This is a genomic window from Bradyrhizobium sp. NAS80.1, assembly GCF_001908205.1.
Classification (GTDB): domain Bacteria; phylum Pseudomonadota; class Alphaproteobacteria; order Rhizobiales; family Xanthobacteraceae; genus Bradyrhizobium.
The window spans coordinates 18,147-41,124 of the sequence record NZ_LGHL01000085.1 but is presented as its reverse complement, the minus strand read 5'-3'; the positions used below and the strand labels follow the sequence as shown (position 1 = coordinate 41,124).

Here is a 22,978-nt window from a genome sequence, read left to right as displayed (position 1 = left end):
TGGGCCGGGGCGCTAGTCTCCCCAGCGCAACCACTTATGCCGGACGGCAGGCCTGTTAAGGGGGCAGGCTTGCACCGGGCATACCAGGGATATAGGCAGGGACGGGCTCGGCAAGAAGGCGGCCGGGCGCCGTCAGGGCAGCACTTCGCGCCGCTCACCGAGGCGTAGATCCAGCTCGGAGCGCTTGTCGGCCAGAAGGCCAGCCTGGGCTGCCTCGATCGCCGTGAACAGCTCATGGGCGTCGCTGAGCCGGGTCACGGTGACGTAGCTGGCGCCGGCCTCGTAGAGTTCGCCGACGTCGGCCAGGAGGTCGGCCGTGGCCACGATCAGGGCAGTCGGATTGAGCGCACGGACGTGGCGGACCAGCTTCTCGTTGGTTGCGCCCTTGAGCAGCGAATCCGGCACGCTGAGGATGATGATCTCTGATTTCCCAATTCCTGCGTGGAGCAGCGTATCGACGTTGCTGATGTCGCCATAGATCACGTGCAGGCCGCGCGAAAGCAGCGTCTTGTACACATTGGGGTTGAAGTCGACCACGGTGATCTGCTCCAGCAGCACCGGTGTCTGCCGCTCGATCTCGGCCAGCAGCGCGCTCGCCGCACGGAAAAAGCCGAGGATGACGATGCGGCGAGCCTCGCCATGACCGCCCTCGTGCCCCTCCTCGGCGTGGCCGTTGCCATGGTCGAGGTCGCGCAGGCCGATCCTCTTCAGGGGGCCGATTGCCCAGCGGGAGATCTCGTCGCTGCGGGTCATCACGAACGTCGAGAGCACGGCAAGCACCACGAAGGCGAAGGAGGCCGCGTTCGCCGTTTCTGGCGCGATGTGATGGTCGGCGACGCCGGTCTGGATCACCACCAGCGAGAACTCGGAGATCTGCGCGAGGTTGAGCGCCGGCAACAGGCTCGCACGCAGGCCCTGCTTCATCAGATAGAGCGGGGTGAAGGTGGTGACGAGGCGGCTTGCCACCGTGAAGGCCGCGATCATCAAGGCTAGCCCGATCACGGAGAGGCCGGGCACGGGAATGGTCATGCCGAGCGCGACAAAGAACAGCGTGATGAAGAAGTCGCGGAGCGTGGTGACCTTGGCCGTGACGTCGAGCGCATAGGGAAAGGTCGAGAGCGAAACACCGGCGATCAGGGCCCCCATCTCGCGCGACAGCGACAGCCGCTCGGCGGTCTCGGCAACGAGAAAACACCAGGCCAGCGCGCCAAGCAGGATCAGCTCAGGCCGCCGGGCGATCTGGTGGAACAGGCGCGGCAGCACGTAGCGGCTGACCAGCAGCGCGGCGGCGACCAGCACCGCGACGCGGCCGATCGAGAGCAGGATGACGCTGACCTGCAGATTGGCAAGGCTGGGCTGCACCGCCAGGAACAGGATGGCGAAGATATCCTGGAGCACCAGCACGCCGAGGGTGATGCGGCCGGGCAGCGTGTCGAGCTCGCGCTTCTCGTAAAGCACCTTGACGATGATGACGGTGCTCGACAGCGCGCAGGCGACACAGAGATAGAGCGCATCGAAATGGCCACCGCCGAGCGACAGGCCGATGCCGACGAAGAACAGGATCCCGAGCAGGCAGCCGCCGAGGAGCTGGCCGCCTGCCGCGAACAGAATCACCTTTCCCGCCCGCACGATCTTCTTCAGGTCGATCTCCAGCCCGATCATGAACAGCATGAAGATCAGGCCGAGCTCGGAGATGACGCTGATCGATTCCTGCGACTTGACCCAGCCGGCGCCGAATGGACCTATGCAGAAGCCGGCGATAAGGTAGGCCAGGATCAGCGGTTGCCGGGAGAAGTGGGCCAAGAGGCCCAGCATCCAGGCAAACAGGATACAGAGAGTAATGTCGCGAATGAGCTCGTGCATACCAAATTGGTCCGTTTTGCCGCACCCTAGAGACGGGTTGCGGCGCGGCAAGCGAGCAATTCGTCACATGCGAAAGGGGCTTTTCGCAGCAATGCTACTATGCCCCCTCGCCTGCGGCCTGCCCGCAGCCGCTCAATCCAAGGTCAATATCGAACAAAACTTTGCCGATTCGCTCACCGCGATGCCGAAGGAGGAACTCGCTGTCTCCGGCGGGTTCTACGTGCCCGCCTATTCCAGCGTCGCGATGAGCCAGGGCAAGCTGCGGGTCGACTTCTCGGTGACGCTGAGCGTGCACAACGCCTCCGAGACCCAGCCGCTGGTCGTCAAACGCATCGCCTATTTCGACACCACAGGCAAGCAGGTCGAGAGCTATCTGAAAGCTCCGGTGGCCGTGAGGCCTCTCGCCACCGTCTCGATCTTCATTCCGAACGACGACGTGCGCGGCGGGACCGGGGCCAATTTCATCGTCGACTGGGCCGCAACGGGCGAGATCGCCGAGCCGGTGGTCGAGGCCTTGATGGTTGGCGGCGTCGCCAATGCGCATTACGCTTTCATCAGCCAGGGACGTCCGACCCGGACGGCCGGCAAGAAGTAAGGCTGGCCGGCGCAATGCCGGCTGCTCAACAAGAACAGAAACGAGGAACATTCCCATGACGTCCAGCTTCGATTTCGCGCCCCTGTTTCCGGCAGGGCTGCCGGCCCCGACTGCGCGCTGGACGGGCCTCGCCAGGTACAGCTTTGTCGGCGGCAACAACGACTCCGAGCAGATGCCGCTCGAAGAGCTCATCGAGGCGGCCAATTCAGCCCTGCAAAGCGAAGGCCGGTCGCTGGCGACCTACGGGCTGGCACATGGCCCACAGGGCCATTTGCCGTTGCGCGAATTCCTCGTCACCAAACTCAAGCGCGATGCCGGCATCAACTGCACCGTCGACGACCTCCTGATCGTCTCGGGCTCGCTCCAGGCGCTCGACCTCGTCAACAACACGCTGCTCACGCGCGGCGATACTGTGATTTTCGAGCAGGAGAGCTATCAGGGTTCGCTGAACCGCCTGACACGGCTCGGGGTCAACGTGGTTGGGATTCCCCTCGACAAGGACGGCATGCGCATGGACGTGCTCGCCACGACGCTGGCCGACCTCAAGAGCCGCGGCATCCGGCCGAAATACATCTACACCATCCCGACGGTGCAGAACCCGACCGGCAGCATCATGCCGGAGAGCCGGCGCGCCGAGCTGTTGCGGCTGTCGGCGGAATACGGCGTGCCGATCTTCGAGGACGATTGCTATGCCGACCTTGTCTGGTCGGGACAGCGGCCGCCGGCGATCTACGCGATGAGCCCGAACGGAGGCGTGATCCATATCGGCTCGTTCTCGAAGTCGATCGCGCCGGCGCTGCGCGTCGGCTTCGTCGTCGCGCCCTGGGATGTGATGTCACGGATGCTGTCGCTGAAAACAGATGCCGGCTCCGGCGCGTTGGAGCAGATGGTGCTCGCCGCCTATTGCAAGCCGCATTTCGCTAGCCACGTGCCGGCACTGACGAAGGCGCTGCGCACCAAGCTCGATACGCTGATGGAAGCCCTGAACGAGCAGTTCGGGACGGCAGCCGAGTTCGAGGAACCGAAGGGCGGCATCTTCCTATGGGTGAAGCTGCCCGATCAGGTCGATACGCTGAAGCTGTATCAGGCGGCGCTCGCCGCGGGCGTGTCGATCAACCCAGGGCCGGAATGGTCGACCAACAAGAGCCATTCCAGTTCGCGGCTGCGGCTGTGCTTTGCGAGCCCTTCGCATCAGCAGATCCGCGAGGGTGTCGCCGTGCTGGCTGAAGTCTGCCGCAAGGAATTCGGCGTACCAGCCCGCAGCGCCAATGTCGAGAAACGTGCCTAGCGGTTTATCAGGCCGCCTGTGGCTGACTGCCGTGGATCGCGGAGGCCAGCCGCAACAGAAGAACGATCGAGACGTTGCCCTTGCCGGCCTCGATCTGGGCGATGTAGCGCTCGGAAATCCCGGACCTACGGGCCAGCTCCCGGCGCGACAGCGCGCAGCGCATGCGCGAGGTCCTCAAGCGCTCACCCAGTTCGGCCAGAAACGCGGTCTCGGAATAAGGCGGCACGGCACAACTCCCCGGCAGCACCTCGCCCGCGAAATCCATGACTTGATTCAGCATCGGTCTATCCACGTTCGCCTTCGGGAGCGCCATCCTACCCCCGAAACGTGCGGCCTCATTGACGCGGATCAAATTCGCGCGCGATCGGCGGCTGCCGTGGACGGCCGCGAGCGGGATGCTACAGTTTGGAATTCTTCGAGGTGGGGCTTTCCAGGACATGACGCATCGTTTGAGCCGCTGGATCACGGCTGCGCTGCTGTGGGTTGCATTGACGTCCATGGCCGGTGCCGAGCCGCTTGCAGCGACGGTCGAGCAATGGGGCCTGCTCGGCTCGTGGGCGGTCGATTGCGCAGCTCGGCCTGACCGCGACCAGGGCGCGCTCTTGACTTACGAAATCCGAAGGGACGGCCGCGTGATGTACCGGCGCAATTTCGGAGAGGCCAAGGACGAGAACGAGGTGGTGTCCGCCACGGTCAACGCCGAGGGCCTGCTCAACATGATGGTGTACTTCCCCTCGCTGCATCAGACTCGCGAGTTCGGGCTGCTTCTCGCAAAGGACGGCAGCCTGCGCGCAATCTACAATCGCGGCGAACGCGGCGAATACACGATCAGAGACGGCAAATACATCGCCACTGGCGTGCCCACGCCTGCACAGCAACGCTGCGATTAACAGCCGTTCAGAAAGCAACAGGGAAATGGCGCCTCGCGGGGCCATTTCGTTGCGTCTTGGAAGCGTTCGGCGAGGCTAGTCCCACGCCGGCGCAAAACCCGGATTCACGCAGCGCCTGTCCTTCGGCAGCGCCGCGATCTTCTTGCGGTCGGCATCATCGAGCGTGATCTTCAGCGCGTCGAGATTGGCCTGCTGGCTCTCGCGCCGCGAGGCCTTCGGGATCGCGGCGACGCCATCCTGGTCGAGCAACCATTTCAGCGCGACTTGCGCGGCGGTCGCATTATGCTTGGCGCCGATTTCTGTCAGCGCCGGATCCGAGGCAATGCGCCCCTGCGCGAGCGGGCAATAGGCGACGAGCGGGATTGACTTGGCGTCGAGATAGGCCAGCACCTTCGATTGATCGAGCATCGCGTGATATTCGATCTGGTTGCAGGCGATCGGCGCCTTGATGTCCTCGACCACGATCTTGAGCAGCGCGGTGGTGAAATTGGCAACGCCAATCGCCCGCGTGCGCCCCTCCTCCTTCAGCTTCATCAGGGTCTCGAACACCGCCCCCCAGTTCGCGGCCTGCGACGGCCAGTGCACCAGATAAAGGTCGACATGGTCGAGCCTCAGCTTCTTCAGGCTGGCGTCAAAGGCGCGGCGGATCGCATCCGGCGCCAGGTTCTCGTGCCAGACTTTCGTGGTGACGTGCAACTCGCCGCGCGGCAGTCGGGCCGCAGCGAGCGCGGCGCCGATGGATTCTTCATTGGCGTACATCTCGGCGGTGTCGATGTGGCGATAGCCGATCGACAGCGCGGTCTCGACCGCCGCGCGGCAGGCATCGCCCTGCATGCGGAAGGTGCCGAGACCGAGCTTGGGCATGCTGATGCCCTGTGTTTTAAGATTGTCCATGAACAGGCTCCTGACGTAATTCAGCCCGCCGGATGCGCGCGGCGCTACCGCGTGAGCAGACTTTTCGATGATGGAAAAGAGGTGGCGGGAAAAACCACTATAGCGCGGGAGGCGTGGGGCGGCCAATCAAGATCGGGTTAGAACTGTATTACACGATGCCTCAACGACGTCATGGCCGGTGCTTGTCCCGGCCAACCACGCCTCGCCCAGCCACACGAAGAACGTGGATGCCCCGGGGCAAGCCACGGCCATAACAAGGCGGGCCTCAGGAATGTTGCGCCACCACAGCCGGATGAGCCTGCGGCTGCGGCACGATGTCGACCGACCAGAGGTCACGATTATCGACGTCTTTCAACGTCACGGTCATCACGCCGCTGCGGCCGTCGATGTCGACGCGGCCGAAGAATTGCATGCCGAAGCACGGCGCCAGATTCCCACCCTGCGCTTCGCTGCAACCATTCTGGTACTTCGCGACGGGGCCGAAGGTGTTGTCGAGCTCGCCCGGCCCCCAGGTGCCGGCATGCAGAGGTCCCGAGACGAACTCCCAGAACGGCTCGAAATCCTGGAATTGGGCCTTGTCCGGATCGTAGTAATGCGCCGCGGTGTAGTGCATGTCGGCGGTGAGCCAGACGATGTTGCGGATTCCGGCGCGCTTGATGGAGCTGAGGAGGTCGGCGATCTCGTGCTCGCGCCGGTCGGGCGGGCCATTGCCAAGCGCGACCGCATCCAGGCTGACCAGGCCGATCGGCAGGTCGGAGGCGATCACCTTCCAGGTTGCGCGCGAGGCGGCGAGCTCGCGCTTCAGCCAGGCGAGCTGCTCGGCGCCGAGAATCCAGCCACGGTGATCGTCGCCCGTGTTCCAGGTCTCGTCGCGATAGCTGCGCATGTCGATCATGAAGACGTCGAGCATCGGACCGTAGGCAATCTTGCGATAAACCCGGGCCTGCCGTGCACCGATGTCACGGATCGGCATGAAGTCGAAGAAGGCGCGACGGGCACGCGCGACGAGGCGCGGCGTGCCGTCGTCCTCAAAGCCAGCCTCGTCGTAGCTGCCGGCAGGGGACCAGTCGTTGGTCACCTCATGGTCGTCCCATTGCGCGAACATTGGCACCTCCGCATGGAAGGCGCGGAAGTTGTCGTCGAGGTGGTTGTATTTGTAGTTGCCGCGGAACTGCGCCAGCGTGTGCGCGACCCCGGCTTTTTCCTCGGTCACCAGATTGCGCCAGATCTCGCCGTTCGGCAGCTTCTGCTCCGCAGGGATCGTGCAGTCGGCATAGATGTGGTCGCCGGAATGGATGAAGAAGTCAGGGCGGTTGTCGAGCATGGTGCGATAGCTGCGATAGCCGCCGCGCGAGATATCGATGCCCCAGCCCTGCCCTGCGGTGTCGCCGGACCACAGAAACGAGATCGACTGACCCGCCGCCGGCACGGTGCGGAAATGACCGACGCGGCTTTCGCCGGCAATGCCGGTCGCGATGTCGTCGAAGCGCACGCGATAGAAGATGTCCTGCCCGGGGGGCAGATCGTTCAGAAGCAATTTCGAGGTGAAATCAGCATCGGGCAGCGCATCGCACGAAGCTGACGCAATGATGGTCTTGAAGCTTTCGACGCTCGAACATTCGACCTGCATGCGCGCAGGTCGGTCGGCGCGCGCCCAGATCACAGCCGAGCCATCCGAGACATCGCCCGACTGAATGCCGCCCACGATCCGCGTGCGATCGGCGGCGCGGCTGAGATGCGGCTTTGCGAGTGTGCCGAGCGAGGCGACGGCGAGGCCGGAAGTCGAGCGGAGCAGGAATTGCCGCCGGGTCCATGCGCGCGAGGCGCGGAGCGATGCCATTCAGGAAACCTTCGTCGAATCGTGACGAAAGGTGCCTGCGCTCCTTGACTCCTACCCTTACGGTTTCTTGACTCCGCGCCTACGGTTTTGCGACGCGTAGATGACGCCTGTGAGCTAGCGCTTCCAGTTGCAGATGCCACCGGTGCGGCATGGCCAGGTCTGGATACGGGTGTCCATCGCCTGCGCGTCCATCGGATTGCCGCGGCGATGCGCGAGCTTCGTGCGCGCCGCGCCGCGTGGCTGGGCCTTCCGCACATGTGCGACCTTCGGCTCGGACACGTGCACGCGTTCGGCCGCGACCTTCTTCGGCACGTCGATGGTCTCGGCGCGGGCCTGCGCCTCGCTGCTGCCCTTCGCTTCTAACGCGACCGGCGCGAATTGCGTTTCTGGCCCGAGCCGCTTCGGCGACAGCACGGCCTTGGACAGATCGAGACCGAGATATTCGTCAGGCTTGTAGTCGTCAGCGCGCGCGGTGCCGCCCCATGCGAGCACGAGCGCAACGGCAACTGCAAAAGGAACGCTTTTCAGGACCACGGACGCCTCCTGAAATTGATTTTGAAAGGGGTAATTTACCCCTATTTAGGAGGCGTCGCGTGCAATTCCAGCGGCCAATTGCCGCTGTGGTTAAGTTTGACGATGTCAGGCGACCTTTCGCGTCGCCGCTATCCCATCCAGGAACCCCATCAGGCGGCTGCGGATGATGGTTTCCGCCTCGCCCATGATGCGATCAATGAGTTCCTTGCAGGAGGGGATGTCGCGGATGAGGCCTGCCACCATGCCGCAACTCCAGGCGCCTGCATCCATCTGCCCGTCCAGCATGATCTTGGGATAGACGCCCGCAACCTGATCGTGGATGTCGTCGATGGTGAGCTTGGCGCCCTTCTCGCGTTCGATCTCGAGCAGGCGATCGACATTGGCGTTCTTCAGCACGCGCTCGGTGTTGCGCAAAGCTCGCATGATCAGGCGGGTGTCGAGCTCGGTCGCCGCGACCAGTGCATTCTTCACGTTCTGGTGGACCGGCGCTTCCTTGGTGGCAATGAAGCGCGTGCCCATGTTCATGCCGGCCGCGCCCAGCGACAGCGCCGCGACGAGGCTGCGTCCGTCGGCCATGCCGCCGGAGGCGACGAACGGGATCTTCAATTCCTCCGCCGCGCGCGGCAGCAGGATCATGTTGGGAATGTCGTCCTCACCGGGGTGACCACCACACTCAAAGCCGTCGACGCTCACCGCATCGCAGCCGATGCGCTCGGCCTTCAGCGAATGGCGAACTGACGTGCATTTGTGGATGACCTTGATGCCGGCGGCCTTCAGCGCGGACATGTATTGTTCCGGGCTGCGCCCCGCCGTCTCTACCGCCTTGATGCCACCTTCAACGATCGCGGCGATGTACTCAAGATAAGGCGGTGCCGAGAACGTCGGCAGGAAGGTGAGGTTCACACCGAACGGCTTGTCGGTCATCTCGCGGCAGCGCGCGATCTCCTTCGCAAGCAATTCCGGTGTCTTCTGTGTGAGACCGGTGATGATGCCGAGCCCGCCGGCATTGGAGACGGCAGCCGCCAGCTCGGCAAAGCCGACGAAATGCATGCCGCCCTGGATGATGGGGTGCTCGATGCCGAACAGTTCGGTGATCGCGGTCTTCACGTAAGCTTCCTCCCGGAGTTCTGCTTGATGCTTGGATCAGTCTAGCCGGACTTTTGCGCGGCGGTCACCATTTCTCTCCGAATGGCCTGATCTCCATTTCGAAAGTCCAGGCGCTCTTCGGCTGCTGATAGAGCTGCCAATAGGCGTCCGCGACCGACGACGGCGGCATCAGGAGGTCGGGATTGTCCAGCGCGTTCGGCCCGAGCGCCTCGAGCCGGCGTTGCCGCACCCATTCGGTGTCCACGCCGGAATCGATGATGAGATGGGCGACATGGATGTTCTTCGGTCCGAGCTCACGCGCCATCGCCCGCGCCACCGCGCGCAGGCCGAATTTGGCGCTGGCGAAGGCGGCAAAGCCACTACCGCCGCGCAAGCTTGCAGTTGCACCGGTGAAGAAGATGTTTCCGCCCCCGCGGGGCAGCATCAGCCGCGCGGCTTCACGGCCCGCCAGGAAGCCGGAATAGCAGGCCATCTCCCAGACCTTGCGGAACACGCGCTCGGTGGTGTCGAGGATCGGGAAATTGACGTTGGCACCAACGTTGAAGATGCAGACTTCAAGTGGCGCGTGCTTGTCGGCATCGTTGAGGAAGGAGATGACTTCTTCCTCCTTCCGCGCATCGAGCGAGCGCGCGTGGATCTCGCCGCCGGCCGCCTCGACGTCCGTCACCAGCGGCCCGAGCTTGTCGCCGTTGCGGCGGCCGGCGAAGATCGAAAATCCCTCGGCGGCGAATTTCTTGGCAATCTCCGAGCCGATGAAATCGCCGGCTCCGATGATGGCTGCTGTGGCGTTTCGCTTGGACAAGATCGCCTCCTTCGACTGGCCGCGCTGCTCTACGCACGGCGGCTGGTGATTAACCGGAGGCTATAGTTCTAAAATAGAACTGTCAAACTGTAGAACTGAGTGCTAGCCTAGCTCATAGATATCAAGTCAATTCCTTTTTCAGACTTACTGACGCCGGAGAACCATGATGAAATGGGATACGCTGGACGAAGAGCCCTGCTCGCTCTCGCGCACCATTGCCGTGGTCGGAGATCGCTGGACGCTTCTGATCCTGCGCGAATGTTTTCTGCGCGTGCGGCGGTTCGAAGGATTCCAGTCCTCGCTCCAGATCACAAGGCATCTGCTTTCGGAACGGCTAAAGAAGCTGGTCCGCTTCGGCATCCTGCGCCGTGCCCCCTACTCCGAGGCGCCGAAGCGCTACGAATACATCCTCACGCAGAAAGGCCTCGACCTCTATCCGATCATCATGGCGATGGTGCATTGGGGTGACACCCACATGGGCGACGAACGCGGCCGCCCGCTGCTGCACGAGCACAAGACTTGCGGCAAGCTGTTCGATCCCGTGATGGTGTGCTCGGAGTGCGGCGAGAGGCTGCATGCGAAGCAGGTCCATGTGCATGCGGGGCCGGGGCGGAGGCAGGCGGTCGGGTGAGCGGCTAGCGCTTCGCTGAACTTCGGCGCGCGTTCATCAGTGCGTCTTCGTATTGTGCCACTTCTCCAGACCGGGCTTGTCATCGTCCGACCGCTGCTCCTTCTCCGGATTGCCCTTCCAGGGCTTATCGGTCTGGGCGTGCGATGCGGCATCAGGTGACTACACAGGAACATCGCCTGAAACAGGCTGTTCTCCATGTTTCGCGTCAGGAAACCGAGAGCTGCTCGCGAAGGAACGAGGTGAACCATGAGCGATTTCCGCGACACCCAGCATGGCGTCAACGATCCCGTCGATGGCGTCGACGTGAAACACCAGATCAATTCCAACCAGACGCCGCATGAGTGCGCGCAGCATCATGCTGACGTGCGGGCTGATCCATCGGCCTCGCCGACTGAACCATTCCTGCCGGAGAGGCTGCGGCGAAAGCCGACCGATCCGATCAATCCGCGCACCGGCCGCAATCCGGCGGATTAGGAACACTTAGGAGATTCCGAAGGCAATAGCGAGGAATGAGCCCAAGGACCAATCCGTGGGCCCTCTTGAAAGCCAAAACGACCCCGGCACCGTGGGTGCCAGAGTCGTCCTTGGAGATTGCTTCCGGCGCACCGGGGGCATGACGACCGGAAGCAATCCATCGACTCTTCGCGCGGGGATTCGTTCCTCGCGCAGTTAGTCGGCGCGTCGCCGGAATCGTCCGGCATCACGCCGGAGCCCGGCGTTTTGCTTTTGTCGCTCAGCCTAGGATCGCGACGGCGAGCCCTTGGGGTCGGCCTTGTGGACGGTCTGTGCACGCTGCCTGTGGCGCGGCTGATCCTCCGCCCGCTTGTTTGATGCCGTGATCGGAGTGCGCCACGATATGCTCTCGCCTCTCCTGAGGTCTTGAAGCGGTTACGCGCTGGTACAGCGAATGTTCCAGCGCGCGGGAGGACCCGCGGCGCTAGCTATGCGTTGCGTGGATTGCCGCCGCTGCGTTTTCCTGATGCACCTGCCGCACCGTCGTCACCGTCGCGAGCGCGACCGAAACGCCGAAGGCGAGAATGAGTGAAAGAAGAGCCAGGCGTGGAGCCATCGCAAAACCTCCTTCTGGAATCAAAAAATCAACGCGATCGATTATTGCCCGATGATACCTGATTGGTCGCTTACGTTCCGTGCGTAGTCTCACACCCAGATTCACGAAAATGAGAACGCCTATGCATCCCGCGTTTGGTGGATGCGGACCGTGACGGGCGGGATTTCGCCATCAAGCCAGTCCTGCTCTTTCGCCAATGCCGTCCAGGCGTCCGCCATGCGCGTATAGCGATTGTAGGCGGGTTGCCCTTCCGCACGCTCGGCAAGCTGCAGGCAGTTGTCGGCGTTATCCCTGAAGATGTCAGACTGTTTCATGGGGAGGACGTGGGGACGGAACCCCTACGCCGCAACCGCCGTTACCGGATCGTAACGTTCAGGCGCGAGCCTCATCGGGCCCGAAAATTCGGACGGCCCGACTTACGTCAAAAGCTTCTACGCCGCCCAGATTCCCGAATACGAATCCGCAATCGACCAGCTCGAGCACTACCTGAAAGCGCCCGACAATGCCGCACTTGCGGCGTTTGCCCGCGAACAACTGCCGACGCTCCACTCGCAGGTGAAGGATGCGGAGCGAACCATGGCGAACAAGTAGCACCCTTACCTATCCTCTGGATGCTGCTGCTGCTCAGCGGCCGCACGGCGCGATCACTCTCAGGCATCTTGTCCCGTCCCGCATCGCCATTGGGATTCTTGCCGCTCGAGGTCGTTCCTAGCCACCGACCATGGGTTTCGAAATGGGAACGCCAAGTGCCCTCCCAGGGGCGAGAGTTTCGCCAATCCGGATGGAACCATTGGCAATTTCAGCGGTTACTTGGTCGGGCTGAGCTGGCAAGTTCCAATTCCTTGCGCCGCAACCTTGGCGCTTGATTTCGAATTTGGCTGACGCTCCATTTTGACCAGTCGCGTCTTGCCTTTGGCTTCGGCCGACGCTTGCGGGGGGATTAGTATGAGCGACCTCGATCCCGGAACAGCATCACGCTCCGGTCGTCGCGGCCCAAAGCCAAAAATCAATGGTACCTCGGAGCCGGATGCCCGTGCGGAATTGCTGCTCGCCTTGCAAGCGGTGCGCAGCGGCGATTTCTCCGTGCGGATGAGCGGCGACTATCTCGGCATCGACGGCAAGATCGCCGACACCTTCAATGAAATCATCGCCGCCAACCAGCGCATGGCGCAGCAGCTCGAACTGGTCGGCCAAGTGGTGGGCCGCGAGGGCAAGACCCGCCAGCGCGTGAAGTTCGGCCTCGCCTCCAGCTCCTGGGCCGACATGGAAGGCTCCGTCAACACGCTGATCGACGATCTCTTGTGGCCGACGCGCGAAGTGACGCGCGCGGTCGCCGCGGTTGCGCAAGGCGACCTGCTCCAGACCGTCAAACTCGACGTCGATGGCCGCCCCTTGCGCGGCGAGTTCCTGCAGTCGGCGAACATCGTCAACACCATGATCAAGCAGCTCGGCGTGTTCACCTCCGAGGTGACCCGCGTCGCGCGCGAGGTCGGGACCGAAGGCAAGCTCGGCGGCCAGGCTCAGGTGCCGGAAGTGACCGGCGTCTGGAAGGACCTGACCGAGAGCGTCAACTCGATGGCGAACAACCTGACCAACCAGGTTCGCAACCTCGCCGAGGTGACGATCGCGGTCGCCAACGGTGATCTCTCCAAGAAGATCACCGTCGACGTCCGCGGCGAGATCCTTCAGCTCAAGGAAGCCATCAACACGATGGTGGACCAGCTGCGCTCCTTCGCCTCCGAGGTGACGCGCGTGGCGCGCGAGGTCGGAACAGACGGCAAGCTCGGCGGTCAGGCGATCGTGCCCGGCGTCGCCGGCACCTGGAAGGATCTCACCGACTCCGTGAACGCGATGTGCGGCAACCTGACCGCACAGGTCCGCAACATCGCTAACGTGACGACCGCCGTGGCGCGCGGCGACTTGTCCCGCAAGATCACGGTGGACGTGCGCGGCGAGATCCTGGAGCTGAAGGACACCATCAACACCATGGTGGACCAGCTCAACTCCTTCGCTTCCGAAGTGACGCGCGTGGCGCGCGAAGTCGGCACCGAAGGCAAGCTCGGCGGCCAGGCGCAGGTGCCCGGCGTCGCCGGCACCTGGAAGGACCTCACCGACAACGTCAACTTCATGGCGTCGAACCTCACTGCGCAGGTCCGCAACATCGCCGACGTCGCGACCGCCATCGCGGGCGGCGACCTCTCGAAGAAGATCACCGTGAACGTCTCGGGCGAGATCCTTCAGCTGAAGGAGACGCTCAACACCATGGTCGACCAGCTCAACGCTTTCGCCGGCGAAGTGACGCGCGTGGCGCGTGAGGTCGGCACCGAAGGGCGGCTCGGTGGTCAGGCCAACGTGCTCGGCGTCGCCGGCACGTGGAAGGACCTCACCGAAAGCGTCAACTCGATGGCGTCGAACCTGACTGCGCAGGTCCGCAACATCGCCGAAGTGACGAAGGCGGTCGCCGGCGGCGACTTGTCAAAGAAGATCACGGTGGACGTCCGCGGTGAGATCCTGGAGCTGAAGGACACCATCAACACCATGGTGGACCAGCTCAACGCCTTTGCCGGCGAAGTGACGCGCGTCGCCCGCGAGGTCGGCACCGAAGGCAAGCTCGGCGGCCAGGCCGTCGTGCGCGGTGTCGGCGGCACCTGGAAGGACCTCACCGACTCCGTCAACTCGATGGCCTCGAACCTGACCGGCCAGGTCCGCAACATCGCGGAAGTCGCGACAGCCGTCGCCAAGGGCGACCTGTCCAAGAAGATCACCGTCAACGTCTCGGGCGAAATCCTTCAATTGAAGGAAACGCTCAACACCATGGTCGACCAGCTCAACGCCTTCGCCGGCGAAGTGACGCGCGTGGCGCGCGAGGTCGGTACTGACGGCAAGCTCGGCGGTCAGGCCGACGTGCCCGGCGTCGCTGGCACCTGGAAGGATCTGACCGACTCCGTGAACTCGATGGCGGGCAACCTCACCGCCCAGGTCCGCAACATCGCCGAGGTCGCGACCGCGATCGCCGGCGGTGACCTGTCGCGCAAGATCACGGTGGACGTACGCGGCGAGATCCTTCAGCTCAAGGACACCCTCAACACGATGGTCGACCAGCTCAACCGCTTCGCGGGCGAGGTCACGCGCGTGGCGCGTGAGGTCGGTACCGAAGGCCGTCTCGGCGGTCAGGCCAACGTGCCCGGCGTCGCCGGCACCTGGAAGGATCTCACCGACAGCGTGAACTCGATGGCGGGCAACCTCACGGCCCAGGTTCGCAACATCGCCGAGGTGACGACCGCGGTGGCGCGCGGCGACTTGTCTCGCAAGATCACCGTGGATGTGAAGGGTGAAATCCTCGAGCTGAAGAACACCATCAACACCATGGTGGACCAGCTCAACGGCTTCGCCGGCGAAGTCACGCGCGTGGCGCGTGAGGTTGGCACCGAAGGCAAGCTCGGCGGCCAGGCCGAGGTGCCCGGCGTCGCCGGCACCTGGAAGGACCTCACCGACAACGTCAACTTCATGGCGTCGAACCTGACGGCGCAGGTCCGCAACATCGCGGAAGTCGCGACCGCGATCGCCGGCGGCGACCTCTCCAAGAAGATCACCGTCGACGTCCGCGGCGAGATCCTGCTGCTCAAGGACACCCTGAACACGATGGTGGAGCAGCTTCGCTCCTTCGCAGCCGAAGTGACGCGCGTTGCGCGCGAGGTGGGCACCGAGGGCCGCCTCGGCGGTCAGGCTGTGGTGCCCGGCGTCGGCGGCACCTGGAAGGACCTCACCGACAACGTCAACCTCTTGGCCGCGAACCTCACCACGCAGGTCCGCAACATCGCCGAAGTCACCACCGCCGTGGCGCGCGGCGACCTTTCGCGCAAGATCACCGTGGATGTGAAGGGCGAAATCCTCGAGCTGAAGAACACCATCAACACCATGGTGGACCAGCTGAACGCCTTCGCCGGCGAAGTCACCCGCGTCGCGCGCGAGGTCGGCACCGAAGGCGAGCTCGGCGGCCAGGCCCAGGTGCCAGGCGTCGCTGGCACCTGGAAGGACCTCACCGACACCGTCAACTTCATGGCGGCGAACCTAACCGAGCAGGTCCGCGGCATCGTCAAGGTGGTGACGGCGGTCGCCAACGGCGACCTTAAGCAGAACCTCACGGTCAAATCAAAGGGCGAGGTCGCGGCGCTCGCTGACACCATCAACAACATGACCTCGACGCTCGCGACCTTCGCCGACCAGGTGACGTCGGTCGCGCGCGAGGTTGGCGTCGAGGGACGGCTCGGCGGTCAGGCCGACGTGCCGGGCGCCGCCGGCACCTGGAAGGACCTCACCGGCAACGTCAACCTGCTCGCGGCCAACCTCACCTCGCAGGTGCGCGCGATCGCGGAAGTCGCAACCGCCGTGACCAAGGGCGACCTGACACGGTCGATCCAGGTCGATGCCCGCGGCGAAGTGGCCGAGCTGAAAGACAACATCAACACGATGATCACGAACCTCCGCCTCACGACGGACGTGAACACCGAGCAGGACTGGCTGAAGACCAACCTTGCCAAGTTCACCAACATGCTGCAGGGCCAGCGCGATCTCGCCACCGTCGGCCGGCTGCTGCTCACCGAATTGTCGCCGCTGGTGAACGCTCACACCGGCGTAATCTACCAGGTCGAGAGCGAGGACAATCCGCAGCTCCTGCTGCTCGCTTCCTACGCCAGCGATGGTGTCTATCCGTATCAGCGCGTGCTGCAATTCGGCGACGGCCTGATCGGCCAGTGCGCACTCGACCGGCGGCCGCGCCTCGTCAGCGACATTCCGTCCGACGTCGTGCCGATCAATTCGGCGCTGTTCCGCGTCGCGCCGAAGAACCTCGTGGTGCTACCGGTGCTGTTCGAAGGCCAGGTCAAGGCGGTGATCGAGCTCGCCTCGCTGGCTTCCTTCACGACGTCGCAGATGACGTTCCTGGAACAGCTCACCGACTCCATCGGCATCGTGCTCAATTCGATCGAGGCGACGATGCAGACCGAAGGCCTGCTCAAACAGTCGCAGCAGCTCGCCGGCGAGCTCCAGACGCAGCAGCGTGAGTTGCAGCAGACCAACGAACAGCTCGAACAGAAGGCCCAGCAGCTCGCCGAGCGCAACGTCGAGGTCGAACGCAAGAACCAGGAAATCGAGCAGGCCCGCCGCGCGCTGGAGGAGAAGGCGACGGAACTCGCGCTGACCTCGAAGTACAAGTCCGAATTCCTCGCCAATATGAGCCACGAGCTGCGCACGCCGCTCAATTCGATCCTGATCCTCGGCCAACAGCTCACCGACAATCCGGACGGCAACCTCACCGCCAGGCAGGTCGAGTTTGCCCGCACCATCCATGGCGCCGGCACAGATCTTCTCAACCTCATCAGCGACATTCTCGATCTATCCAAGATCGAGTCCGGCACCGTAACGGTCGATGCCGAGGAGATTCTGACCGCGAACCTGCTCGAGACCGTCGGCCGGCCGTTCCGGCACGAGGCGGAAAACCGCAACCTGTCGTTCAAGATCGACGTCGACCCGAACCTTGCGCGCAGCATCGTCACCGACTCCAAGCGCCTGCAACAGGTGCTGAAGAACCTGCTCTCCAACGCCTTCAAGTTCACCGCCGAGGGCGAAGTGCGCCTGAAGGTCGCCGGCGCAGTCGGCGGCTGGGGAACGGATCACCCGGTGTTGAACTCCGCGCCCGCCGTGATCGCGTTCGAAGTGTCCGATACCGGCATCGGCATTCCCCTGGAGAAGCAGAAGCTGATCTTCGAGGCGTTCCAGCAGGCGGACGCCGGCACCAGCCGTAAATACGGCGGCACCGGGCTCGGCCTTGCCATCAGCCGCGAGCTCGCGAGCCTGCTCGGCGGCGAGATCCATCTGCACAGCGCGCCGGGCAAGGGTTCATCCTTCACGCTCTATCTGCCGCTGAAATATTCCGGCCCGACGCTCGCGCCGCGCGCCGCGCTCCAGCAGTACAGCCAGCCGCCGGCGCTACAGCCGGCCGCGCCGGAACAGCAACGCGTCATCGAGCAATTGCCCGACGACCGGCTCGGTATCGAGCCTGGCGACAGCATCCTCCTGATCGTCGAGGACGACCCGCATTATGCGCGGGTGCTGGTCGATCTCGCCCGTGACAAGGGTTTCAAGGTCCTGGTCGCCGCGCGCGGTGCGGAAGCGCTCGAGCTTGCCAAGCAATATCAGCCGCGGGCTGTCTCGCTCGACGTGTTCCTCCCGGACATGCTGGGATGGACGGTGCTGAACCAGCTCAAGCACAATCCGCTCACGCGCCACATCCCCGTACAGATCATCACGCTCGACGAGGACCGCCAGCACGCGCTGGCGCGGGGCGCCTTCTCCTTCGTCAACAAGCCGACCACGACCGAAGGCGTTTCGGCCGCGCTGACGCAGATCAAGGAATATGCACAGCCTCGCCGGAAGCGGCTCCTGATCGTCGAGGATAACGAGGCCGAGCAGCTCTCGATCCGCGAGCTCCTGCATCACGACGACATCGAGATCGTGACGACCGACACCGGCGCCGGTGCGCTCTCGACGCTACGCGAGGCGCCCTGCGATTGCGTTGTGCTCGACCTGCGCCTGCCCGACATGAGCGGCTTCGAGGTGCTCGACCAGATCCGCAACGACGAGACGCTGTCGAACGTCCCTGTCGTTGTCTTCACCGGCCGCGAGCTCTCGGCGGAGGAAGACGCCGAGCTCCACACGATGGCGCGCAGCATCGTGGTCAAGGGCGTGGAATCGCCGGAGCGCCTGCTCGACGAGACCGCTCTGTTCCTGCACCGCGTGATCACGGAACTGCCGATCGAGATGCAGCGCATGCTCGAGAAGCTGAACAGTTCCGACGAGGACCTGATCGGCAAGACCGCCCTGCTCGTCGACGACGACGCCCGCAACATTTTCGCGCTTTCAAGCGTGCTGGAACGGCGCGGCATGAAGGTGTTGACGGCAACCACCGGCAGCGAAGCCGTGACGCTGGTCGAATCGAATCCGGAAATCGCCATCGTGCTGATGGACATCATGATGCCGCAGATGGATGGCTATCAGACCATCGCCGTGATCCGCGAGAACCCGGCCTTTGCGCGCTTGCCCATCATCGCGCTGACCGCCAAGGCGATGAAGGGCGACCGGGAGAAATGCCTGGAAGCCGGCGCGTCCGATTACCTCGCCAAGCCCGTTAACACCGATCAATTGCTGCTTGCGATCCGCATGTGGCTGCACCGCTGAGTTTGGATCCGCGAATGGACCACGAAAAGGTCAACATCCTCCTCGTCGACGACCAGCCGGCCAAGCTGCTCGCCTATGAGGTGATCTTGAAGGATCTCGGCGAGAACCTCGTGATCGCCTCGTCGGGCCGCGAGGCGCTGGAAGTGCTGCTCAAGACCGAAATCGCGGTGATCCTGGTCGACGTCTGCATGCCCGAGCTCGACGGTTTCGAGCTCGCCGCGATGATCCGCGAACATCCGCGCTTCCAGAAGACCGCGATGATCTTCATCTCGGCCATTCAGGTCAGCGACATCGACCGGTTGCGCGGCTACGAGATGGGCGCGGTCGACTACGTGCCGGTGCCGGTGGTTCCGGAGGTACTGCGCGCCAAGATCAAGGTGTTTGCCGAGCTTTATCGCAAGACGCGAGAGCTCGAGCGGCTGAATCGGGAGCTCGAGGACCGCGTTCGCGCGCGCACGGCGGAATTGGAAAACTCCACCGCGAAGCTGCGCGAGAGCGAAGAGCGGCGCGGCATGGCCATCGCCGCCGGCAAGATGGGATCCTGGGATTGGGACTGGATCAATGGCGACTGGATGTGGGACGAGGGCCAGTACCGCATCTTCGGGGTGACTCCGGAGACCTTCAACGTCACGACGGCCAACATCCAGGCCCTGCTGCACCCCGGCGACGCCGACCAATTCAGCCAGGCCATTGCCGCGTTCAATACCGGGGCGCGTGCCTATGAAGGGGAATTTCGTGTCTGCCGGCCCGACGGCGAGGTGCGCTGGTGCGTCGGCACGGCGGCCGCGACGGTGGACCACGCCGGTCGCGTGGTGCGCGTGAGCGGCGTCACCGTGGACATTACCGAGCGCAAGCGCGCTGAGGAGCGGCAGAATCTCCTCGCGCGGGAAGTCGATCATCGCGCCAAGAATGCGCTGGCGTTGGCGCAATCGATCGTTCGCCTCACCCGTGCCGACGAGGTCAAGGCTTACGTCGACGCCGTCGAAGGACGCATCAATGCACTGGCGCGCGTGCACACGATCCTGTCGCTGTCGAGCTGGCAGGGCGCCGAGCTATCGAAGCTGATAGACGAGGAGGTTGCGCCCCATTCGCATGACGGCCAGATCAAGTTGGCAGGTCCCGAGGTGCAGTTGCAGCCGGAGACCGCCCAGACGTTGGCACTGGCGTTGCACGAGCTCTTCACCAACTCGGCAAAGTATGGCGCGCTGTCGACGCGGTCGGGACGGCTCATGATCGGCTGGCAGGTCGAGGATGACCTCCTCATTTTGACCTGGGAGGAAACCGGCGGCCCGCGCGTCACGAAGCCGAAATCTCGTGGCTTCGGCACGAGGAGCCTGCTTGCGAGCGTCGAGTCCCAGCTTGGTGGACAGGCGAAATTCAACTGGCGCGCCGAGGGCCTGTTGTGCCGCCTGGAAGTGCCCTTGGCACCCCAGACTGCGGCGACGGCCGCTGCCGGCAAATTTGAGGCCGCCAGCTCCGCCGAGTTGCAACGCGCATCCGGCTAGCCGGACGCTGCGGTCCTCCTTCGCTGCACCGACCGGGGTTCATCGGCGACGCGCCCTTCGAGCCAGGCTTCCGTCTGCGAGAGATCGCGCAGTGCCGTAGCATAGCGCCGGGCCGCGCTGCGTTCCTCGCCGCGCGGCAGTTTCCGCGCTCTGCGCAGCATGTCCGCGGCCGCGTTGCGATAGGCTAGCGAGCGATAGAGAAAGACAACCTTACCCATATCGAATGTTCCCGTGTTGATGGCGCTCATCCTCGCAAGACCGGCATGAACGCCGGATGAAGCGGCAGATGACAATTCCTTCGTGCCCGATGGAACCAGCGATCGTCGCGAGCGTTTGCATACCAGATCGAGACGCAGTTCCATGCGCGTAAAGAAGTCGCCAGGCCTGATCTCTCCCACGGGCGTCATCAAGCTTATGACGCATGCGATGATGGGCGCGGCCCTCGGCCTCGCATTCAGCCTCGCGCTCATTCTGTCCAATCCGGCCGTCGCCAAGTTGCTGAACGATGGCGGCAGCCAGTCCGTTGTCGTCTTCGCGCTCACGCTGGTGACGACGTTCGCAATCGGCGCGACGCTTACGGGCGTCGTGTTCATCCTCGCAGAGGACAAGCAATCTTGAAGCGGGCGTGAGGCGCGGGAGATGCCTTGTTCGGAACTCCTGCTTCGAACGGCGGTTGCCTGCCTGCGTCAATTGAACCCAGGGAGTTCCCCCGCATGAAGATGATCAAGCTCACTCTCGCCGTAATGTTGGCAACCGGTCTTGCCGCCGCCCCGTTTGCTGCTCAGGCCAAGTCGCACAAGACCAAGCATGGATCCTCGATGTCATCGTCCCAGACCACGGGCGCCAACACCAAATCCTCGAAGGGCGCCGAGCCGTCCGACCAGGGCGGCACCATGACGAACAAGGGCGGCATGAGCAACACCAAGTGAGTGTTCGCCTAAGCTGATGGAAGGCCCCGCGGTCGCGGGGCCTTTTGGCTTTGGCGCCCCGATCGAAAATCCTTCTATCGCCATCGTCGACGCACGCGTCAGCTCATTATGGGCTGTGCGTTTCAGATCCTCGACTGAGCATGCTCCATCTGCGCGACTTCGTGCAGATTCGCTGCAACGCGCTCACGCGTCGCCGCTTCGGATGCAGGAACGTCGGCACAGATTTCCTCGAGAACCGCTCGAGAGGCCGCCTGCGCGCACGCTTGATCTGCGCCGGATGTCAGTGATGTTAAAGCGGTCGTCCCGCGACATTCGCCTTGACGAGATGCTCGAGCTGCGCACGCTTGCGCCCGATCAGGAGCTGGGCCGCGGCATCGTCGAGGCCCTCGCGCTGCAATTGCCGGATCGCGGAGCCGAGTTCGAGAATCTCGGCGCGCAGTCTCAAGATCCGGTACGTGTCCGGGTCTTCCTCCACCGCGCGCTCCCAAAGGTCTCAGCGGCGCGCGATCGCGCGCAGGGGATTGCCGGCTGTCTTTACGGGGCGAAGGCGCACCCGATCGCGGACGTCCGGCAGGACATCGCCACCACCGGCAGCCTTCCATTCGCCGATCAGCATGTTGATTTTCCGGCGCAGATCCATCTGCGCCAGGGCCTTTTCTGTGCAGTCGCGATCGCGGTCGATGAGGTCGCGGACAAACGCCTCGATATCGGCCATTTCCAGCCTCAAGGCGCTGATTTTACGTCGAATTTCATTAATTCTGTTGTCCATGGCTTGTTAGAACAAAATAAGAACATATAGTCAAGTCACGATTTCAGGATGGAGCAGCAACATGCAGGTTCAGGGTAAATACGACGCCAGGGTTTTCCTCGCCGAGCAGATGACCCGGGCGCAGGGGCTCAGGCTGAAACGGCTGAGCGAAGAGGCGTATCAGCCCGCACAATATGCGCGGGACCTGTCCTTCGCCGAGGCTTCGCGGCGCATCCAGGTGCTGGAGGCCGAGATCGAGCTGGCAAATTCCTTCTAGGCGGTTTCGCGTCGACGTTGCGTTCGCGCTTTCGGAACCAATGCTTGTGCCGGTTGGTTCTCCCTCGGCCAAGGGAGAATATGCATGGCACGCAAGGCCAAGAAGCGCCGCTACTCGCGCAGCGCCAGTGAGGATGTCGAGCGCGAGATGCGCCGTTACAAGAAGGGTACCGCGAAGAGCGGACCCGGCGGTCGTGGCGGACGCGTGAAGAGCCGCAAGCAGGCGATCGCGATCGGCCTGTCGGAGGCGCGCCAGAAGGGCAGGAAAGTCCCGAAGAAGGCGTCGAAGCGAAAGACGTCCAAGAAAAAGACGTCCAAGAAGACGACAACCAAGAAATCGTCGAAGCGTAAATCCAGCCAACGGTGACGCTGACCGACGTCAGATCATGCTGCCCGGCATGAAGCAGCGGATGGAGATCCCGAAGGCGGTCTTCACCGGCCAAACCATGGTGCGGCCAGCCCGGTTCGGCTCGGTAATGACGGCTTCATCCGGCACCTCGACCCACTGCCCATCGAGACGCACGCGATAGTGCCCGTCGTGCGACTCCCAGTCGGGATCCGAGACGGCAAATCCATCTGCATCCGAGCAGCACGGTCCGAGATGGCTGCGCAGGCTGTCGAACCACGGCTTAAGCGGGGAGTCGGCGTAGCGGCCATCGTCGCGCCCCAGGGCGCTTCCGGTCGTCAGCACCAATGGCGCCACGAGCAGCGCACATCTCAGCGAGAGCTTCAATCGATCCATGTCGGCACCGATCAAATGCGAACCCCCGG

Annotated in this window: 24 protein-coding genes and 1 pseudogene; 12 read left to right on the top strand and 13 right to left on the bottom strand. The window is 63.6% G+C overall.

Going from position 1 to position 22,978, the window contains the following annotated elements; genetic code table 11:
* Positions 1 to 132: 132 nt before the first annotated feature.
* Positions 133 to 1,863, bottom strand: a complete 1,731-nt coding sequence (locus tag AC629_RS20175; protein WP_084806765.1) for a cation:proton antiporter domain-containing protein — start codon at positions 1,861 to 1,863, stop codon at positions 133 to 135.
* Positions 1,864 to 1,930: 67 nt separating this feature from the next.
* Here AC629_RS20175 and AC629_RS20170 point away from each other — a divergent pair, with 67 nt between their 5' ends.
* Complete coding sequence (locus tag AC629_RS20170; RefSeq protein WP_084806764.1) at positions 1,931 to 2,458, top strand: DUF3124 domain-containing protein; 528 nt, start codon at positions 1,931 to 1,933, stop codon at positions 2,456 to 2,458.
* Positions 2,459 to 2,513: 55 nt separating this feature from the next.
* Positions 2,514 to 3,746: an aminotransferase-like domain-containing protein gene (locus AC629_RS20165; protein ID WP_084806763.1), complete on the top strand. Its 1,233-nt coding sequence runs from the start codon at positions 2,514 to 2,516 to the stop codon at positions 3,744 to 3,746.
* Positions 3,747 to 3,753: 7 nt separating this feature from the next.
* On the opposite strand, the gene AC629_RS20160 is transcribed toward AC629_RS20165, so the two are convergent.
* The gene (locus tag AC629_RS20160) at positions 3,754 to 4,026 is read right to left on the bottom strand and encodes a helix-turn-helix domain-containing protein (RefSeq protein ID WP_084806802.1); all 273 of its coding nucleotides are present in this window, start codon (positions 4,024 to 4,026) and stop codon (positions 3,754 to 3,756) included.
* Between the two features lie 157 nt (positions 4,027 to 4,183).
* Here AC629_RS20160 and AC629_RS20155 point away from each other — a divergent pair, with 157 nt between their 5' ends.
* The gene (locus AC629_RS20155; protein ID WP_084806762.1) at positions 4,184 to 4,636 is read left to right on the top strand and encodes a hypothetical protein; all 453 of its coding nucleotides are present in this window, start codon (positions 4,184 to 4,186) and stop codon (positions 4,634 to 4,636) included.
* 75 nt (positions 4,637 to 4,711) lie between these two features.
* On the opposite strand, the gene AC629_RS20150 is transcribed toward AC629_RS20155, so the two are convergent.
* The 5 genes from AC629_RS20150 to AC629_RS20130 all read right to left on the bottom strand — a co-directional run bounded on the left by AC629_RS20150 (position 4,712) and on the right by AC629_RS20130 (position 9,813).
* Positions 4,712 to 5,530, bottom strand: a complete 819-nt coding sequence (locus AC629_RS20150) for an aldo/keto reductase (protein WP_084806761.1) — start codon at positions 5,528 to 5,530, stop codon at positions 4,712 to 4,714.
* Between the two features lie 265 nt (positions 5,531 to 5,795).
* The gene (locus AC629_RS20145; protein ID WP_084806760.1) at positions 5,796 to 7,370 is read right to left on the bottom strand and encodes an alkaline phosphatase D family protein; all 1,575 of its coding nucleotides are present in this window, start codon (positions 7,368 to 7,370) and stop codon (positions 5,796 to 5,798) included.
* A gap of 114 nt (positions 7,371 to 7,484) precedes the next feature.
* The gene (locus AC629_RS20140; protein ID WP_084806759.1) at positions 7,485 to 7,904 is read right to left on the bottom strand and encodes a hypothetical protein; all 420 of its coding nucleotides are present in this window, start codon (positions 7,902 to 7,904) and stop codon (positions 7,485 to 7,487) included.
* A 105-nt stretch (positions 7,905 to 8,009) separates the two neighbouring features.
* Positions 8,010 to 9,011 carry an NAD(P)H-dependent flavin oxidoreductase gene (locus AC629_RS20135; RefSeq protein WP_084806758.1) on the bottom strand — a complete coding sequence of 334 codons (1,002 nt, stop codon included), beginning with the start codon at positions 9,009 to 9,011 and terminating at the stop codon, positions 8,010 to 8,012.
* A gap of 64 nt (positions 9,012 to 9,075) precedes the next feature.
* Positions 9,076 to 9,813, bottom strand: a complete 738-nt coding sequence (locus tag AC629_RS20130; protein ID WP_084806757.1) for an SDR family oxidoreductase — start codon at positions 9,811 to 9,813, stop codon at positions 9,076 to 9,078.
* A 166-nt stretch (positions 9,814 to 9,979) separates the two neighbouring features.
* Here AC629_RS20130 and AC629_RS20125 point away from each other — a divergent pair, with 166 nt between their 5' ends.
* Positions 9,980 to 10,444 carry a winged helix-turn-helix transcriptional regulator gene (locus tag AC629_RS20125; protein WP_084806801.1) on the top strand — a complete coding sequence of 155 codons (465 nt, stop codon included), beginning with the start codon at positions 9,980 to 9,982 and terminating at the stop codon, positions 10,442 to 10,444.
* A 246-nt stretch (positions 10,445 to 10,690) separates the two neighbouring features.
* A complete protein-coding gene (locus AC629_RS20120; protein WP_084806756.1) occupies positions 10,691 to 10,918 on the top strand; it encodes a hypothetical protein in 228 nt (75 codons plus the stop codon).
* A 463-nt stretch (positions 10,919 to 11,381) separates the two neighbouring features.
* Here AC629_RS20120 and AC629_RS49880 read toward each other — a convergent pair whose 3' ends face one another.
* A complete protein-coding gene (locus AC629_RS49880) occupies positions 11,382 to 11,513 on the bottom strand; it encodes a hypothetical protein (protein WP_283847143.1) in 132 nt (43 codons plus the stop codon).
* A 119-nt stretch (positions 11,514 to 11,632) separates the two neighbouring features.
* The gene (locus AC629_RS20110) at positions 11,633 to 11,827 is read right to left on the bottom strand and encodes a hypothetical protein (protein WP_084806755.1); all 195 of its coding nucleotides are present in this window, start codon (positions 11,825 to 11,827) and stop codon (positions 11,633 to 11,635) included.
* 58 nt (positions 11,828 to 11,885) lie between these two features.
* On the opposite strand from AC629_RS20110, the pseudogene AC629_RS48825 reads away from it, so the two are divergent.
* The 3 genes and pseudogenes from AC629_RS48825 to AC629_RS20095 all read left to right on the top strand — a co-directional run.
* Positions 11,886 to 12,104, top strand: a pseudogene (locus tag AC629_RS48825) (DUF305 domain-containing protein); the annotation flags it as partial.
* 354 nt (positions 12,105 to 12,458) lie between these two features.
* Positions 12,459 to 18,749, top strand: coding sequence for a HAMP domain-containing protein (locus AC629_RS20100; RefSeq protein WP_084806754.1), 6,291 nt, complete (start codon positions 12,459 to 12,461; stop codon positions 18,747 to 18,749).
* Between the two features lie 14 nt (positions 18,750 to 18,763).
* Positions 18,764 to 20,254 carry an HWE histidine kinase domain-containing protein gene (locus AC629_RS20095; RefSeq protein WP_084806800.1) on the top strand — a complete coding sequence of 497 codons (1,491 nt, stop codon included), beginning with the start codon at positions 18,764 to 18,766 and terminating at the stop codon, positions 20,252 to 20,254.
* On the opposite strand, the gene AC629_RS48820 is transcribed toward AC629_RS20095, so the two are convergent.
* Entirely contained in the window at positions 20,251 to 20,616 is a 366-nt protein-coding gene (locus tag AC629_RS48820; RefSeq protein ID WP_245331928.1) for a hypothetical protein, read from the bottom strand. The genes AC629_RS20095 and AC629_RS48820 overlap by 4 nt on opposite strands.
* Between AC629_RS48820 and AC629_RS20085 the strand changes: the two genes are divergently transcribed.
* Both AC629_RS20085 and AC629_RS20080 read left to right on the top strand, forming a co-directional pair.
* The gene (locus tag AC629_RS20085) at positions 20,615 to 20,872 is read left to right on the top strand and encodes a hypothetical protein (RefSeq protein WP_084806753.1); all 258 of its coding nucleotides are present in this window, start codon (positions 20,615 to 20,617) and stop codon (positions 20,870 to 20,872) included. The two genes, AC629_RS48820 and AC629_RS20085, sit on opposite strands and share 2 nt — an antisense overlap.
* A 95-nt stretch (positions 20,873 to 20,967) precedes the next feature.
* Positions 20,968 to 21,183, top strand: a complete 216-nt coding sequence (locus tag AC629_RS20080) for a hypothetical protein (protein ID WP_084806752.1) — start codon at positions 20,968 to 20,970, stop codon at positions 21,181 to 21,183.
* A gap of 289 nt (positions 21,184 to 21,472) precedes the next feature.
* Here AC629_RS20080 and AC629_RS20075 read toward each other — a convergent pair whose 3' ends face one another.
* Together AC629_RS20075 and AC629_RS20070 are read right to left on the bottom strand one after the other, a co-directional pair.
* Positions 21,473 to 21,658 carry a hypothetical protein gene (locus AC629_RS20075; protein WP_084806751.1) on the bottom strand — a complete coding sequence of 62 codons (186 nt, stop codon included), beginning with the start codon at positions 21,656 to 21,658 and terminating at the stop codon, positions 21,473 to 21,475.
* Positions 21,659 to 21,676: 18 nt separating this feature from the next.
* Entirely contained in the window at positions 21,677 to 21,898 is a 222-nt protein-coding gene (locus tag AC629_RS20070) for a hypothetical protein (RefSeq protein WP_084806750.1), read from the bottom strand.
* Positions 21,899 to 22,013: 115 nt separating this feature from the next.
* On the opposite strand from AC629_RS20070, the gene AC629_RS20065 reads away from it, so the two are divergent.
* Together AC629_RS20065 and AC629_RS20060 are read left to right on the top strand one after the other, a co-directional pair.
* Positions 22,014 to 22,208, top strand: coding sequence for a DUF3072 domain-containing protein (locus AC629_RS20065; RefSeq protein ID WP_084806749.1), 195 nt, complete (start codon positions 22,014 to 22,016; stop codon positions 22,206 to 22,208).
* An 84-nt stretch (positions 22,209 to 22,292) separates the two neighbouring features.
* A complete protein-coding gene (locus tag AC629_RS20060) occupies positions 22,293 to 22,574 on the top strand; it encodes a DUF6496 domain-containing protein (protein ID WP_084806748.1) in 282 nt (93 codons plus the stop codon).
* Positions 22,575 to 22,586: 12 nt separating this feature from the next.
* On the opposite strand, the gene AC629_RS20055 is transcribed toward AC629_RS20060, so the two are convergent.
* On the bottom strand, positions 22,587 to 22,949 hold the full coding sequence (locus tag AC629_RS20055; RefSeq protein ID WP_074122929.1) for a hypothetical protein: 363 nt from the start codon (positions 22,947 to 22,949) through the stop codon (positions 22,587 to 22,589).
* Positions 22,950 to 22,978 lie beyond the last annotated feature (29 nt).